The 14,780-nt window shown below is 34.7% G+C and carries 17 protein-coding genes; all 17 read left to right on the forward strand.

Features of this window, described 5'->3' with window-relative positions; all coding sequences use genetic code 11:
* The first annotated feature begins 99 nt into the window (after positions 1–99).
* The 17 genes from rpsP (at position 100) to hslV (ending at position 14,767) form a co-directional block, all read left to right on the forward strand.
* Complete coding sequence (rpsP, locus tag F9279_RS12330; RefSeq protein ID WP_152113418.1) at positions 100–372, forward strand: 30S ribosomal protein S16; 273 nt, start codon at positions 100–102, stop codon at positions 370–372.
* Positions 373–384: 12 nt separating this feature from the next.
* The gene (locus F9279_RS12335; protein WP_152113420.1) at positions 385–615 is read left to right on the forward strand and encodes a KH domain-containing protein; all 231 of its coding nucleotides are present in this window, start codon (positions 385–387) and stop codon (positions 613–615) included.
* 141 nt (positions 616–756) lie between these two features.
* Positions 757–1,134 (forward strand): YlqD family protein, encoded by a 378-nt coding sequence (locus F9279_RS12340; protein ID WP_152113422.1) that lies wholly within the window; start codon positions 757–759, stop codon positions 1,132–1,134.
* Positions 1,135–1,145: 11 nt separating this feature from the next.
* Positions 1,146–1,664: a ribosome maturation factor RimM gene (gene rimM / locus F9279_RS12345; RefSeq protein ID WP_152113424.1), complete on the forward strand. Its 519-nt coding sequence runs from the start codon at positions 1,146–1,148 to the stop codon at positions 1,662–1,664.
* A gap of 4 nt (positions 1,665–1,668) precedes the next feature.
* Positions 1,669–2,412, forward strand: coding sequence for a tRNA (guanosine(37)-N1)-methyltransferase TrmD (trmD, locus tag F9279_RS12350; protein WP_152113426.1), 744 nt, complete (start codon positions 1,669–1,671; stop codon positions 2,410–2,412).
* Between the two features lie 189 nt (positions 2,413–2,601).
* Entirely contained in the window at positions 2,602–2,946 is a 345-nt protein-coding gene (gene rplS / locus F9279_RS12355; protein WP_152113428.1) for a 50S ribosomal protein L19, read from the forward strand.
* A gap of 167 nt (positions 2,947–3,113) precedes the next feature.
* Entirely contained in the window at positions 3,114–3,656 is a 543-nt protein-coding gene (gene lepB / locus F9279_RS12360) for a signal peptidase I (RefSeq protein ID WP_152113430.1), read from the forward strand.
* 24 nt (positions 3,657–3,680) lie between these two features.
* Positions 3,681–4,556 (forward strand): ribosome biogenesis GTPase YlqF, encoded by an 876-nt coding sequence (gene ylqF, locus F9279_RS12365; protein ID WP_152113432.1) that lies wholly within the window; start codon positions 3,681–3,683, stop codon positions 4,554–4,556.
* 104 nt (positions 4,557–4,660) lie between these two features.
* Positions 4,661–5,443 carry a ribonuclease HII gene (locus F9279_RS12370; protein ID WP_152113434.1) on the forward strand — a complete coding sequence of 261 codons (783 nt, stop codon included), beginning with the start codon at positions 4,661–4,663 and terminating at the stop codon, positions 5,441–5,443.
* Positions 5,444–5,522: 79 nt separating this feature from the next.
* Positions 5,523–6,788, forward strand: coding sequence for a hypothetical protein (locus tag F9279_RS12375; RefSeq protein WP_152113436.1), 1,266 nt, complete (start codon positions 5,523–5,525; stop codon positions 6,786–6,788).
* On the forward strand, positions 6,785–7,060 hold the full coding sequence (locus F9279_RS12380) for an EscU/YscU/HrcU family type III secretion system export apparatus switch protein (RefSeq protein WP_152113438.1): 276 nt from the start codon (positions 6,785–6,787) through the stop codon (positions 7,058–7,060). Before F9279_RS12375 ends, F9279_RS12380 begins: the two co-directional genes overlap by 4 nt.
* Before the next feature lie 279 nt (positions 7,061–7,339).
* On the forward strand, positions 7,340–8,512 hold the full coding sequence (gene sucC / locus F9279_RS12385; protein ID WP_152113440.1) for an ADP-forming succinate--CoA ligase subunit beta: 1,173 nt from the start codon (positions 7,340–7,342) through the stop codon (positions 8,510–8,512).
* Between the two features lies 1 nt (position 8,513).
* Positions 8,514–9,431: a succinate--CoA ligase subunit alpha gene (sucD, locus tag F9279_RS12390; RefSeq protein ID WP_152113442.1), complete on the forward strand. Its 918-nt coding sequence runs from the start codon at positions 8,514–8,516 to the stop codon at positions 9,429–9,431.
* 180 nt (positions 9,432–9,611) lie between these two features.
* The gene (dprA, locus tag F9279_RS12395; protein ID WP_152113444.1) at positions 9,612–10,463 is read left to right on the forward strand and encodes a DNA-processing protein DprA; all 852 of its coding nucleotides are present in this window, start codon (positions 9,612–9,614) and stop codon (positions 10,461–10,463) included.
* Between the two features lie 377 nt (positions 10,464–10,840).
* The gene (gene topA, locus F9279_RS12400; protein WP_152113446.1) at positions 10,841–12,916 is read left to right on the forward strand and encodes a type I DNA topoisomerase; all 2,076 of its coding nucleotides are present in this window, start codon (positions 10,841–10,843) and stop codon (positions 12,914–12,916) included.
* A 377-nt stretch (positions 12,917–13,293) separates the two neighbouring features.
* Positions 13,294–14,196, forward strand: a complete 903-nt coding sequence (gene xerC / locus F9279_RS12405) for a tyrosine recombinase XerC (RefSeq protein ID WP_152113448.1) — start codon at positions 13,294–13,296, stop codon at positions 14,194–14,196.
* A gap of 28 nt (positions 14,197–14,224) precedes the next feature.
* Positions 14,225–14,767 carry an ATP-dependent protease subunit HslV gene (hslV, locus tag F9279_RS12410; RefSeq protein WP_152113662.1) on the forward strand — a complete coding sequence of 181 codons (543 nt, stop codon included), beginning with the start codon at positions 14,225–14,227 and terminating at the stop codon, positions 14,765–14,767.
* Positions 14,768–14,780: the final 13 nt, after the last annotated feature.

The raw sequence follows: 14,780 nt of genomic DNA on the forward strand, positions 1-14,780 counted from the left end.
ATAGATTTTTAACACTGACAAGAAAAAACACTTTACAAAGTGTTGGAGTATCTGATAATATACTATCTTGTGTGAAACTATTCGGAGGTGCAATATTAAATGGCAGTAAAAATTCGTTTAAAACGTATGGGAGCAAAAAAATCTCCTTTTTATCGTATCGTAGTAGCAGATTCTCGTTCACCACGTGATGGACGTTTCATTGAAACAGTAGGAACTTACAATCCAGTAACTCAACCTGCTATCGTTGAAATCAACGAAGAGAAAGCTCTACAATGGTTACAAAATGGTGCAAAACCATCTGATACAGTTCGTAACCTATTCTCTAACCAAGGTATTATGGAGAAATTCCACAATATCAAAAACGCTAAGTAATTTTCTGGGACAATGAAAGAGCTAATAGAAACGATTGTTAAGCCCCTTGTTGATTTTCCAGATGAAGTTATAGTAAATGTAACAGAAGAGGATAATCGAATTACTTACTTGCTTTCTGTCAACGAGAGTGACATAGGAAAGGTAATCGGGAAGCAAGGGCGAGTTGCCAAAGCAATTCGAACGATTGTTTATGCAGCAGGATCATTACAACAAAAGAAAATTATAGTCGAGATTAAAGACTAAAAAAGGAGGAGGGGGAACCTTCCTCCTTTTATTATTATAAGTGGAATTAAAATAAGTAGAGTGAAAAGACTAACTTCTGTAGAATTAGTGTTATAACTGGTATATATAAGGTACAAGTGGAAAATAGTTAGGAGGAATTCAATGAAAATTCTTCAGTCTATTACAGTGAACCAAGTGTTAACAGAGCAGAAAAAGACATCACTTGCAAAAGAATACCAGGAAGAAATTTGGTTGCTAGAGAGAGAAATTCAACAACTGCAATTTGAAGAAAAGAAACAACTCAGAAATCATTCTTCTCCTACGGAAATACAAAAGAAATTCCAAAGAGAAGTTCATAATAGAATAGAAAAGAGAAAAACAATAGAGTTTCAATTAGAGCAGTTACACATACTACCAATAGGGACCGAGATAAAAGATCATGAAGTATTAGCCGTTCTAGATATCCAAGTTGGAGATAAATGGGAACAGCCTAATAAATCCATCCTTATTAAAGATGGAATCATTGTCGAAATTCGATAGAGGTGAAAAAAATGGAAAAATGGTTTAATGTCGGAAAAGTGGTAAACACGCATGGTGTGAGAGGAGAAATAAGAGTTATTTCTCGTACAGATTTTCCAGAAGAGCGATATAAGGTAGGAAATAGTATTTACTTTTTTCAAAACGAGCAAGTTACTACACCATTAGAATTAAAAGTAAAAACGCATAGAGTACATAAAAATTTCAATCTCCTTACTTTTGATCAATATGATAATGTAAATGACATAGAATTTATGAAGGGTGGCCTTTTAAAGGTACCAGAGAGTTTTCTTGGTGAGCTTCAAGAAAATGAATATTATTTCCATGAAATTATTGGCTGTAAAGTGATAACAGTTGAAGGAGATGAGCTTGGTGTGATTACAGAAATTCTTACACCAGGTGCTAACGATGTTTGGGTAGCTAAAGGAAAAGGTGGAAAAGAATTATTAATTCCATATATAGAAGATGTCGTAATGAAAGTTGATGTAAAGGAAAAAATCGTAGTAATTGAGCTGATGGAAGGACTGTTTTAAACGGATGAAAATAGATGTATTGACTCTTTTTCCAGAAATGTTTGAAGGTGTATTACATAGTTCTATCTTAAAGAAAGCGAAAGAAGCCCAAAAGGTATCCTATGGTGTGGTAAACTTTCGTGATTATGCAGATAATAAGCATCAGACAGTAGATGATTATCCGTATGGTGGTGGAGCAGGAATGGTGTTGAAGCCACAACCTATTTTTGATGCTGTAGCAGATTTAAAGACAAAGAACGAGACATCTCCAAGAGTAGTCTTAATGTGTCCGCAAGGGGAGAGATACTCTCAGAAAAAAGCGGAAGAATTAGCTAAAGAAGAGCATTTAATTTTCATCTGTGGGCATTATGAAGGGTATGACGAAAGAATCAGAGAGCATTTAGTGACAGATGAAATCTCGATAGGCGATTATGTGCTAACTGGCGGAGAATTAGGAGCAATGGTAGTGATTGATAGTGTTGTGAGGTTACTACCTGGAGTACTAGGAAAAGAAGCCTCTCATGTTAATGATTCCTTTAGTACTGGACTTCTAGAACATCCTCACTATACAAGGCCAGCAGATTTTAGAGGGATGAGAGTTCCTGATACACTATTATCTGGGAATCATGCTCATATAGATGAATGGAGAGAAAAAGAATCTTTTCGAAGAACTGTTGAGAGACGTCCGGATCTGCTGGAGGGATATCCATTAACAGAAAAGCAAAAGATTCTAGTAAGTCAACTAAAGAATCAACATCACCCTAGTTAAAATATAAGAGAGTACAATATTTTCTATGAAAATAGATAAATGCTATTGAAGTTATTTGTACTATATGATAAGATAACACTTGTGACTTAAGGCAGATACTTCTGTTTATAAGTCCGTATAACGATGTTCCGCTGCAAGTGTTCTCTAAATATGAGTGCAAGAGCGTCTGTTTGGAAGGAGTTGAAAACGATGCAAAATATTATTGAAGAAATTACAAAAGATCAACTTCGTTCTGATCTTCCTGCGTTCCGTCCTGGTGACACTGTACGTGTACACGTTAAAGTTGTTGAGGGTACTCGTGAGCGTATTCAGGTATACGAAGGTGTTGTAATTAAGCGTCGTGGTGGTGGAGTTAGCGAAACTTTCACAGTTCGTAAAGTTTCTTACGGAGTAGGCGTTGAGCGTGCTTTCCCAGTTCACACACCAAAAATTGCGAAGCTTGAAGTAATCCGTCGCGGTAAAGTACGCCGTGCGAAACTTTACTACCTACGTAACCTACGTGGTAAAAAAGCTCGTATTAAAGAAATTCGATAAATGTTACCAAAAAAGAGCCTGTTCTTGTAACAAGCTCTTTTTTATTACCATACATAAGATCACTGTTCCATAAAGGATAATCCACTCTCATATTTTACTTCCCCTTGAATATTCGCTACAATAAACAAGATATACAAGCTCATTTTTTATAAGGATTGGTGAATGATATGGCAAAGAAAAATAAAAAGAAAAATGAACTTTGGGAATGGAGTAAAGCGATCTTAGTTGCAGTTTTGCTTGCATTTGTTATTCGGACTGTTTTATTTGCTCCTATAGTAGTAGATGGAGAATCTATGCAATCAACATTATTGGACCATGATAGAATGATTGTTAATAAAATTAATTATAAAGTAGCAGATCCAAAAAGATTTGATATTGTGGTCTTTCATGCGCCAGAAGGAAAAGATTATATTAAGCGAGTAATCGGTTTACCTGGCGAGACAGTAGAATACAAAAATGATGTTTTATATATTAATGGAAAAGCTTATGATGAACCATATTTAGATACTAATAAAGAAGAAGTGGCTGGTCCATTAACGGGAGACTTCACTGCAACGGTTCCAGATGGCGAGCTTTTTGTTATGGGAGATAATCGACGTAATAGTAGAGACAGTCGCGACCCAAGTGTTGGAACAGTAAGCTTTGAAAAAATTATTGGGACAACTAGTGTTGTTTATTGGCCGTTATCAGAAGCAAAAATTGTAGAGTAATGGAAAGAATTAGAGGTGTTTTAATTGACCATTCAATGGTTTCCAGGTCATATGGCAAAAGCCAGAAGACAAGTAACAGAAAAACTTAAATTAGTTGATATTATTTTTGAATTAGTAGATGCACGCATACCCCAATCCTCTCGTAACCCTATGATCGACGAAATTATCCAGCAAAAACCACGTATTGTGCTATTAAATAAAGCAGATATGGCTGATAAAGAACGTACAAAAGAGTGGATAAGCTATTATAAAAGTAAAGGCATAAAGGCACTTGCTATTAATTCACATGCTGGTGTCGGAATGAAAGAAATAAGTGCACTAGCAAAAGAAGTATTGTCTGAGAAATTTGATCGAATGAGAGCAAAAGGAATTAGACCGCGTGCCATTCGAGCAATGATAGTGGGTATACCGAATGCAGGAAAATCTACTCTTATCAATAGATTGGTGAAAAAGAACATTGCAAAAACAGGTAATACTCCTGGTGTAACTAAAGCACAGCAATGGATCAAGGTTGGAAAAGAGCTAGAACTTCTAGATACTCCAGGAATTCTTTGGCCTAAATTTGAAGACCAAGAAGTGGGACTTAAATTAGCTTTAACAGGGGCTATAAAAGATACTATTTTAAACCTACAGGATATTGCTATTTATGGCTTAAGATTCTTAGAAAAGGAATATCCACAGCGTTTAAAGGAGCGTTATCAATTAGACATAATCCCTGAGGACACAGTAGAGCTTTTTGATCATATAGGTACTTTTAGAGGTGCACTCTCAAGCGGAGGAATGATTGATTACGATAAAGTAACGGAACTAATTATTCGTGATATAAGAGGCGAGAAATTTGGGCCTTTAACCTTTGAAAGTGCTAGAGATCAGGTAGAAGAAGGATCGGAAGAAGAGTAAGAGCTTAAGAGAAGTGGCTACTAAAAAAGCCCTTCTCTTTTTTATGGGAATTTAGGTGAAAAATGAAAAGTTTGTACCGATAAAAAAGGATAGAGGTGTAACAAATGAAAGTAGAAACGATGAAAGAAATTAAAACCGCTTTAGAAACGATTATAGACCTGGAAGATCCATATATTCAACAATTAAGAAAAGACGATAGAAAGGGCGCACAGAAGCTCTTACAAGCATGGGAAAAGCAAAGAGAAAAGGAACAAAAGCTACATGACCATTTTATGTCCATCAATAGCTATGAAAGAAAGCTTAGGAAAGAAGGATATACATACATAGCAGGAATAGATGAAGTAGGAAGAGGACCATTAGCTGGCCCTGTTGTAACAGCAGCTGTCATACTCCCTGCTGATTTTTACTTGCCAGGTATAAATGATTCCAAAAAGCTTTCTGAGAAAAAAAGAGAGTTATATTATGAGAAAATACAAGCAGAAGCAATAGCAATAGGAATAGGGATGATTGACCCAGAGGAAATAGATCGTATTAACATATACCAGGCAACGAAAAAAGGAATGCTTGAGGCTATTCAATCACTAAATAGGATACCTGATTATTTATTAATTGATGCGATGAATTTGACCACACCTTACCCGAGTCAATCAATAGTAAAAGGAGATAGTAAAAGTGTATCCATTGCTGCAGCAAGTATCATTGCTAAAGTAACAAGAGATAGATTGATGAAAGACTTGGATAAAGAATATCCAGACTACCACTTTGCTAGTAATATGGGGTATGGAACAAAAGACCACTTACATGCATTAGAATTAGTAGGGATTTCTAAGCATCACCGCAAATCTTTTTCGCCTATTAAAGAAATGGTAGAAGCTAGTAGGAGCTAAAGATAGTATGTGCAAGAATGACTGCTAAACATAGAGGTAGCTAAGTGATGTTAAACGAAAAGATAAAGAGGAATGTATAATGAATATTAATCATATTACTCAAGGGATATTTAGTGAGAATCAACTTGGAACAAAGTCACTGCAACTGAGGGATGGGCAAATCGTTTTTGGCAAAATTAATAAGTTGTTTCCTCAGCAAATGGCTGAAGTACAAATTGGTAATCAAAAAATGATGGCAAATCTTTCTATTCCTCTATCTTTACACAATCAATATTGGTTTCAAGTGGATCTTACAAAAGATAAACCAATCTTAAAAGTATTAGGAGAACCAAAAGATGGGGAAAAAGTTAATGTTTCCAGCCTCCTTAGACAACTTTCACTCCCAGAAACGAATGAGAGCAAAGCGCTAATACAAAATCTACTTACTAATAATCTACCAGTAACAAAAGATATCGTACAGAATGCAAGTATGTGGCTAAAGGATAGCTCCATGCTCAAACAAGATCTGGCAACCATTCGATTAATGGTAGAACGGAATATGCCATTAACACAAGAAGTATTTCAAAGTCTATCTACTGTGCAATCATCTAAAGGATTAACAGAATTATTGAATCATATGCAAATAGAGCTAGCGAAGAATAATCAAAGTCAGTCTGAAATCATCCAATTACTTTCGAAGATGAATCAAGAAGGGGTATCACTTGAAAATGATAAACCTACTGTTGATCTCATAAAAGAAGTCATTCAAAGAGTAGGCTATTCCTATGAAAATGAACTAACTAATGCGATTCTTTCACAGAAAGAACTTCTTGATAATAAGGAAATGTTAAAGCCTTTGTTGTTAGAGTTGTTAAAAAGTGATGTTCCAGCTTCGGTTAAAGAAGTAGCCAGTCAAGTAATTGAAAAGATAACAGGATATCAGTTGTTATCTCAGCCAGTTGGACCAATGATGCAGCTGATAACGGAAATTCCTCTTCGTTTTATGAACCAACAGATAGATGTAACACTTCAATATAATGGTAGAAAAAAAGAAGATGGGACAGTAGATAGTGATTATTGCCGAATCTTATTTTATTTAGAATTGGCTCATCTCAAAGAAACGGTCATTGATATGCATGTGCAAAATAGAATTATGAGTATTACGGTGCATAATGACAAATCTGATGAACTAGCTTCGATTATTCAACACTATTCAGAAGATTTAAAGAGAAATTTAAAAGAAGCTCAGTATACATTATTATCTATTACTACAAAACCGTTAAGCAAGCTTACCGAGGATACGGTAAAATACGGGAGTTCTCATATGGGGATAAGTAGCTATAGAGGAGTTGATCTAAAGATATGAGCTTTGAGAAAAGAAAACAAGCAATAGCGCTTAGCTATGATAGTAATAAAGAGAACGCTCCTAAAGTAGTCGCGAAGGGGAAAGGGCTAATAGCAGATAAAATCATCGGCAAAGCGAAAGATAATGATGTGCCTGTTCAAGAGGATCCATCTTTAGTAGAGCTTCTTAGTACCTTAAATATTAATGAGCAAATACCGGAAGATTTATATATGGCAGTAGCAGAAGTGTTTGCCTTTATATACAGTGTTGAGAAAGAGAAAGCAGAAAATTAAAAGAAAAAATATTTTATTTTGAAAATATAGAAAGATAAAAGCCTTTTTTATAGACAAAGAAAGGTTTTTTCTTATAAAATGAAAGCGTAATCAAATAAGTTTTTGAATTTACTATTAAATAATCGTATTTTCACCTGCATAAAGAATATTATTACAGTGTAAACGATTTTTTGATTTTAAAACAAAAACAAAAAAAATTTCCTTCTATTAATTAGCTAAGGATGGGAAATGCAGAGGTCTTCATTACACAAAAAAGGGAAATTAAAGGGGTGTGGAAGCTTGAATATTCATGAGTATCAAGGAAAAGAAATTTTAGAATTAAACGGCGTTTCAGTACCAAAGGGAAAAGTAGCTTTTACAGTGGATGAGGCAGTACGTGCTGCAGAAACATTAAATTCTGATGTTTGGGTTGTTAAAGCACAAATTCATGCAGGTGGTCGTGGTAAGGCTGGAGGAGTAAAGGTAGCGAAGACATTAGAGGAAGTAAAAACATTTGCTCAAGAAATCTTAGGAACTACCCTTGTAACACATCAAACAGGACCAGAAGGAAAAGTAGTAAAACGTTTATTAATTGAAGAAGGTTGTAGAATAAAAAAAGAGTATTACATAGGTTTTGTAGTAGATCGTGCTACTTCTCGTATTGTTTTAATGGCCTCAGAAGAAGGTGGAACTGAGATTGAAGAAATTGCAGAAAAACAGCCAGAAAAGATTTTCAAAGAAGTGATCGATCCGGTAAATGGCTTAACCCCATTTCAGGCTCGTCGAATTGCTTTTAATATTAATATTCCAGCTAAACAAATCAATAAAGCATGTACTTTTATGACAGGTTTATATAAAGTCTTTGTGGAGAAGGATTGCTCTATTGCAGAAATAAATCCTCTCGTGTTAACAGAAGAAGGTAATATTATGGCGTTAGATGCTAAATTAAACTTTGATTCTAATGCATTATATCGACACAAAGATATTGTAGCATATAGAGATTTAGATGAAGAAAATGAAAAAGAGTTAGAAGCATCTAAATATGACTTGAGTTATATAGCCTTAAATGGAAATATAGGCTGTATGGTAAATGGTGCCGGCCTTGCCATGGCAACAATGGACATTGTCAAACACTATGGCGGAGATCCCGCTAACTTTTTAGATGTTGGTGGCGGTGCTACGGCAGAAAAAGTAACAGAAGCGTTTAAAATCATTCTTTCCGATTCCAATGTTAAAGGTATTTTTGTCAATATTTTTGGTGGAATTATGAAATGTGATGTTATTGCAACAGGTATTGTAGAAGCAGCAAAACAAGTAAGTCTGACTGTTCCGTTAGTGGTTCGCTTAGAAGGTACAAATGTAGAGCTAGGGAAAAAGATTTTAAGAGATTCTGGTGTTGATATTGTGGCAGCAGATTCCATGTCAGATGGTGCAGAAAAAATTGTTAACCTAGTGAACCAAGGAGGTAGATAAGATGAGTGTTTTTATTAATAAAGATACAAAAGTCCTTGTCCAAGGAATAACAGGTGCGACTGCACTTTTTCATACAAAGCAAATGATTGAATATGGAACAAAAATTGTTGGTGGAGTTACTCCTGGAAAAGGAGGTACTGTGGTTGAAGAAGTTCCAGTTTTCAATACCGTTAGAGATGCGGTTGATGCAACTAGTGCTACTGCTTCTGTTATTTATGTACCAGCTCCATTTGCAGCAGATGCGATATTAGAAGCTGTGGATGCAGAGTTAGACCTAGTGATATGTATTACGGAACACATTCCAGTACTTGATATGGTGAAGGTCAAACGGTCTATGGAAGGAAAGAAAACTAGACTAATAGGCCCGAATTGTCCAGGTGTCATTACGCCAGATGAATGTAAAATTGGCATTATGCCAGGATATATTCACACAAAAGGTCATGTAGGGGTGGTTTCACGTTCAGGAACATTGACCTATGAAGCGGTTCATCAATTAACACAAGCAGGAATTGGTCAATCAACAGCAGTTGGGATCGGTGGAGATCCAGTAAATGGTACAGACTTTATTGATGTATTAAAAGCATTTAATGAAGATGAAGATACCTATGCTGTTATCATGATAGGAGAAATTGGAGGCACAGCTGAAGAAGAGGCAGCAAGATGGATAAAAGAGAATATGACAAAGCCGGTAGTTGGATTTATCGGAGGAAGAACAGCACCACCAGGAAAACGTATGGGGCATGCAGGAGCCATCATATCAGGAGGAAAAGGGACAGCAGATGAAAAAATTTCTGTGTTAAATGAATGCGGAATTCAAGTGGCAGAAACTCCATCAGATATGGGAGCAACACTAATCAATGCATTAAAAGAGCATTCACTATACGATAAATGTAAGACACATGAAATAGTAGCAAAGTAACATAAGGTAAGGTTAAAGAGGAGAAGATCTTTTTTCTCCTCTTTAGCATGTCATTTTTATCTTAAGGCTGTACTAGTATTATTGTAATTTTCCTTTTATAATGTAGAGGATAGTTCCCTTATTATTTTTATGTTAAGTAATGCTCTTATAAAGGAATCTAATTAAAGGAAGGGAGATAACTTGAATAGAATATCGGAACGTTTAGTTAAACTGAATCACTGTAGTGAAATAAGCTGGAATACCATTTACCATCTATTAAAGAGTGACCCCACACTTTCCCACTTTTCAACCACTCGAAATTTAACTCCAAAGCTTCAGCAAGAGCTGGAGAAAGTCTTCGATACTAACTTTGTAGAAGAGCAAATCGTTCAATATGAATACAACCAAATAAAAACCATTACCTATTTTGACCCTTTGTATCCATCTCTACTAAAAGAAATATATCAACCACCATGGGTTCTTTATGTGAAAGGAGATCTATCTTTACTTCAATCTAAGAAAAAACTCGCGATAGTTGGTTCGCGATTGGCTACAAGCTATAGTAAAAATGTACTCTCTACTATTATTCAAGAATTAATAGCAGCTGATATTACGATTGTAAGTGGATTAGCGAGTGGGGTAGATGCCATTGCGCACAAGCAGGCCATTGCGAACGGAGGTAAAACAATTGGTGTTATTGCAGGTGGATTATTCCATATCTATCCTAAAGAGAACTTAGAATTAGCAACCACTATGATGAATAACCATCTAGTGATATCCGAATATCCCCCAACATCTAAACCGTTAAAATGGCAATTCCCGATGAGAAATCGTATTATTAGTGGTCTTTGTAATGGAACATTAATTGTAGAAGCAAAAAAGAAAAGTGGGTCTTTAATAACGGCAAATTTTGCGGTTAATGAAGGAAGAGATGTTTTTGCGATTCCTGGAAATATCCTAAGTCCATATTCTACTGGTCCCAACCAACTAATTCAACAAGGAGCTAAAGCTGTTTTGGAGGCTAAGGATATTTTAGAAGAATGGAATTACTAGCATAGTGAATGACAACTTCTATAGATAATAGAAGATTTTAAATACCTATGAGTCCATAGGACAAGTAGTATTTGTTTTAAATTTTATAGGAAAGTGTTACGATAAAAGTATAAAAATAATTTGGGAATTATCTACCTTCACCGATTTTCTATAGCTAACCTTAGCTATAAAAGAAAAAAATCATCGTGAAAAATAAAAAAACTATTGCTATTTTTGGTAAATTGTTATACATTGTGCAACATAAAAGGATTTTAAAAAATTGGTATTATTTATAAATAAAAAGCGTGAAAACGTTTACGTTTTTCGGAATGTTTGACAAACCGAATCATAGTATACAATAATAGTGAATATTTAAATCCCTCTAAGGAGGACATTGGATGTCGGATTTTTTAGTAATCGTTGAGTCTCCAGCAAAAGCAAAGACAATAGAACGATATTTAGGAAAAAAATATAAAGTAAAAGCTTCAATGGGGCATATAAGAGATTTACCTAGAAGTCAAACAGGTATTGATGTAGATAAAAACTTTGAACCGAAGTACATAACGATTCGTGGGAAAGGTCCAGTTTTAAAGGAACTAAAAACCGCTGCAAAAAAGGCAAAAAAAATCTATCTAGCAGCCGATCCAGATCGTGAAGGGGAAGCTATTGCGTGGCATTTAGCGAATAGCTTAAATGTAGATATACATTCAGATTGTCGAGTAGTTTTTAATGAAATTACAAAAGATGCTATTAAAGAATCCTTTAAGCATCCAAGACCAATTAATATGGACTTAGTAGATTCTCAGCAAGCGAGAAGGGTATTAGATCGTTTAGTGGGATATAATGTTAGTCCTTTACTTTGGAAAAAAGTGAAAAAGGGATTAAGCGCAGGGAGAGTTCAATCTGTTGCTGTCCGTTTAGTATTAGAAAGAGAAAAAGAAATTAAGGCATTTATTCCAGAAGAATACTGGTCCATAGAAGGAAGCTTCTTAAAAGGTAAAAATCAATTTGAAGCAGCATTTTATGGAGTAAATGGAAAAAGAATGGATCTTCATTCGGAAGAAGAAGTTAAAAATATTACAAAACAAATAAAGAATAATCAGTTTACAGTAGAAAAAGTAACGAAAAAAGAAAGAAAAAGAAATCCTGCAGTTCCATTTACTACTTCATCTTTACAACAAGAAGCAGCAAGAAAATTAAATTTCCGTGCTAAGAAAACAATGATGCTAGCACAGCAATTATATGAAGGAATTGATTTAGGAAAAGAAGGAACAGTTGGTTTAATTACTTATATGAGAACGGATTCTACTAGAATATCTGATATTGCGATTGCAGATGCAGCAGATTATATTAATAGAACATATGGTAATGAATATACAAAAGCAGATCAGAAAAAAGAAAAGAAAAATACAAATGTTCAAGATGCCCATGAAGCAGTTCGCCCAACTAGTATCTCCAGAGAACCAAGCATGCTTAAAGACGTTCTTTCAAGAGATCAACTGCGCTTATATAAATTAATATGGGAAAGATTTATTGCAAGTCAAATGGCTCCTGCAGTTATGGATACTATGAGTGTCGATTTATTGAATGGTGATATTATATTTAGAGCAACAGGTTCTAAAATTAAATTTCCTGGTTTTATGAAAGTATATGTAGAAGGTTCAGATGATGCAGTAGAGGAGGTAGATCGTAAATTACCTGACTTACAAGAAGGCGATACGGTTATACACAAGGATATTGAACCTAAACAGCATTTTACTCAACCACCTCCACGTTATACAGAGGCAAGACTAGTTAGAACATTAGAAGAATTAGGAATAGGTAGACCTTCCACTTTTGCTCCTACTCTTGATACAATACAAAAGCGTGGTTATGTAGCACTTGATAATAAGCGGTTTATACCTACTGAACTAGGTGAAATAGTTCTTGAATTAATTTTAGAGTTTTTCCCAGAAATCTTTAATGTAGAATTCACTGCTAATATGGAGCAAGACTTGGATAATATTGAAGCAGGAAAAGTAAACTGGGTAAAGGTTATTGATGAATTTTATCAAGTTTTCGAAAAAAACTTAGAGATTGCTGAACAAGAAATGCAAACAGTAGAAATTAAGGATGAACCAGCAGGAGAAGATTGTGAGGAATGCGGACATCCGATGGTATATAAAATGGGTCGCTATGGTAAGTTCATGGCATGTAGTAATTTTCCAGATTGTCGTAATACAAAACCTATTGTAAAAGAAATCGGAGTAAAATGCCCAACTTGTCATGAAGGAAATATAATTGAAAGAAAAAGCAAAAAACGCCGAATTTTTTATGGTTGCGATCGTTTTCCTGAATGTGAATTCATCTCATGGGATAAACCTTTACAAAGACCTTGTCCAAAATGTGAAAGTTTATTAGTCGAGAAAAAACTAAAAAAAGGTGTTCAAGTTCAGTGTGTTAAATGTGATTACAAAGAAGAGCCGCAAAGCTAACATGAGAGTTTCTGAATGAAAGAGTGAGCTAAATAGCTTACTCTTTCATTTTTTAAAAAGTTTTTTATCAAATGTTTTGTGTATTTTAAGAAAATGTGATTAAATACACTAGGACATAGAAACTTTTTCAACTTATACTCGTATAGTTATATAAAATGCACCAAATTACATATAGTTAAGTAGAGTGTGATTTACTTCTTCATACGAAAGGTATACTGAATTAGGTGTTACAAGTAAGCAGTGGTTTCAAATTTATTAAAAGATGAATACTTTATTGCTTAGGGATTTAAACAATTCAGAACTTTGTGAAAAATTCGTAAATTAATTGATTCCCATCATAAAATATGATAATATGGTGAAGCTTGTGGGGTGAGAAATTGAAAAATCAATTAGAAGATTCTCTTAATATGTTTATTGAGTATTTACAGATTGAGAAAAATTACTCGCCATATACAATTGAATTTTATTCAAAAGACATTAACCAGTTCTTTCATTTTATGAAGAATCAAGTAATTAACCAATTAGAAGCTGTTCAATTTACTGATGTTAGGTTATATTTAACAGAACTTTTTTCTGAAGAGTTAGCAAGAAAAACGATAGCTCGAAGAATATCTAGTTTAAGAAGCTTTTATCGTTTTTTAGTGAGAGAGAAGATAGTAGAAAACAACCCTTTTTCTACTGTTTCCATTCCTAAATTAGAAAAGCGTCTACCAGATTTTTTCTATGAAGAAGAATTGCAACAACTCTTTTCTTCTTGTGATTCAGATAGTCCTTTATCTCTAAGAAATCGAGCGATCCTTGAATTACTGTATGCAACAGGCATTAGGGTTGGAGAGTGTACAAACATTCAAATAAAAGACCTTGATTTTAGTGTTTCAACGGTATTGATTAAAGGAAAAGGACAAAAGGAGCGTTATGTTCCTTTTGGTAGTTTTGCACATACAGCATTAGAAGCGTACATAAAGGATGGTAGAAGTAAACTAATGAAGGATCACACATCTCATTCCTTCTTGTTTGTCAATTACCGTGGTGGAAAATTAACAGACAATGGAGTTAGAGATATCTTGAATAAAATGATGAATGCTTCATCCTTGCAAGGCAAAATACATCCTCATAAATTAAGACATTCATTTGCCACACATATGTTAGCAAATGGAGCTGATATGAGGACTGTACAAGAATTGTTAGGGCATGCATTCTTATCTTCTACACAAATTTATACACATGTAACAAATGACTATTTAAAAAATACTTACATGTCCTTTCACCCTAGGGCATAGTCAAGAAGGAGGAAGTAACATGTCTGAAATACCAAAATTCCATGCAACAACGATTTTTGCAGTAAAACATAAAGGTAAATCTGCAATGTCTGGTGATGGACAAGTGACATTTGGGAACGCTGTTGTAATGAAACATACTGCTCGTAAAGTGAGAAAATTATTTAATGGCAAAGTTATTGCAGGTTTTGCAGGTTCAGTTGCGGATGCCTTTACACTATTTGAACTATTTGAAGGAAAATTGGAAGAGTATAATGGGAATTTGCAACGTGCAGCTGTCGAATTGGCTAAACTTTGGCGAAGCGATAAAGTGTTAAGAAGGCTTGAGGCTATGTTAATTGTAATGAATGAGACAGACTTACTTTTAGTATCTGGAACAGGAGAAGTTATTGAGCCTGATGACGGCATTCTTGCTATCGGTTCTGGAGGCAACTATGCACTTGCAGCTGGAAGAGCATTGAAAAACTATTCTGGTGAACAGCTATCAGCATATGAAATTGCAAAGGCTGCACTAGAAATTGCTGGTGACATTTGTGTGTACACTAACAATAATATCATTGTGGAAGAACTATAAGGGAGGAATTACT

Source organism: Bacillus sp. B1-b2 (assembly GCF_009183415.1).
Lineage (GTDB): Bacteria > Bacillota > Bacilli > Bacillales > Cytobacillaceae > Niallia.

Excerpts from the sequence above, each read along its gene's own strand:
- F9279_RS12335 (WP_152113420.1), top strand. The coding sequence starts at position 385 with ATGAAAGAGCTAATAGAAACGATTGTTAAGCCCCTTGTTGATTTTCCA.
- lepB (WP_152113430.1), top strand. The coding sequence starts at position 3,114 with ATGGCAAAGAAAAATAAAAAGAAAAATGAACTTTGGGAATGGAGTAAA.
- sucD (WP_152113442.1), top strand. The coding sequence starts at position 8,514 with ATGAGTGTTTTTATTAATAAAGATACAAAAGTCCTTGTCCAAGGAATA.
- rplS (WP_152113428.1), top strand. The coding sequence starts at position 2,602 with ATGCAAAATATTATTGAAGAAATTACAAAAGATCAACTTCGTTCTGAT.
- trmD (WP_152113426.1), top strand. The coding sequence starts at position 1,669 with ATGAAAATAGATGTATTGACTCTTTTTCCAGAAATGTTTGAAGGTGTA.
- topA (WP_152113446.1), top strand. The coding sequence starts at position 10,841 with ATGTCGGATTTTTTAGTAATCGTTGAGTCTCCAGCAAAAGCAAAGACA.
- F9279_RS12370 (WP_152113434.1), top strand. The coding sequence starts at position 4,661 with ATGAAAGTAGAAACGATGAAAGAAATTAAAACCGCTTTAGAAACGATT.
- F9279_RS12380 (WP_152113438.1), top strand. The coding sequence starts at position 6,785 with ATGAGCTTTGAGAAAAGAAAACAAGCAATAGCGCTTAGCTATGATAGT.
- rimM (WP_152113424.1), top strand. The coding sequence starts at position 1,146 with ATGGAAAAATGGTTTAATGTCGGAAAAGTGGTAAACACGCATGGTGTG.
- F9279_RS12340 (WP_152113422.1), top strand. The coding sequence starts at position 757 with ATGAAAATTCTTCAGTCTATTACAGTGAACCAAGTGTTAACAGAGCAG.
- rpsP (WP_152113418.1), top strand. The coding sequence starts at position 100 with ATGGCAGTAAAAATTCGTTTAAAACGTATGGGAGCAAAAAAATCTCCT.
- F9279_RS12375 (WP_152113436.1), top strand. The coding sequence starts at position 5,523 with ATGAATATTAATCATATTACTCAAGGGATATTTAGTGAGAATCAACTT.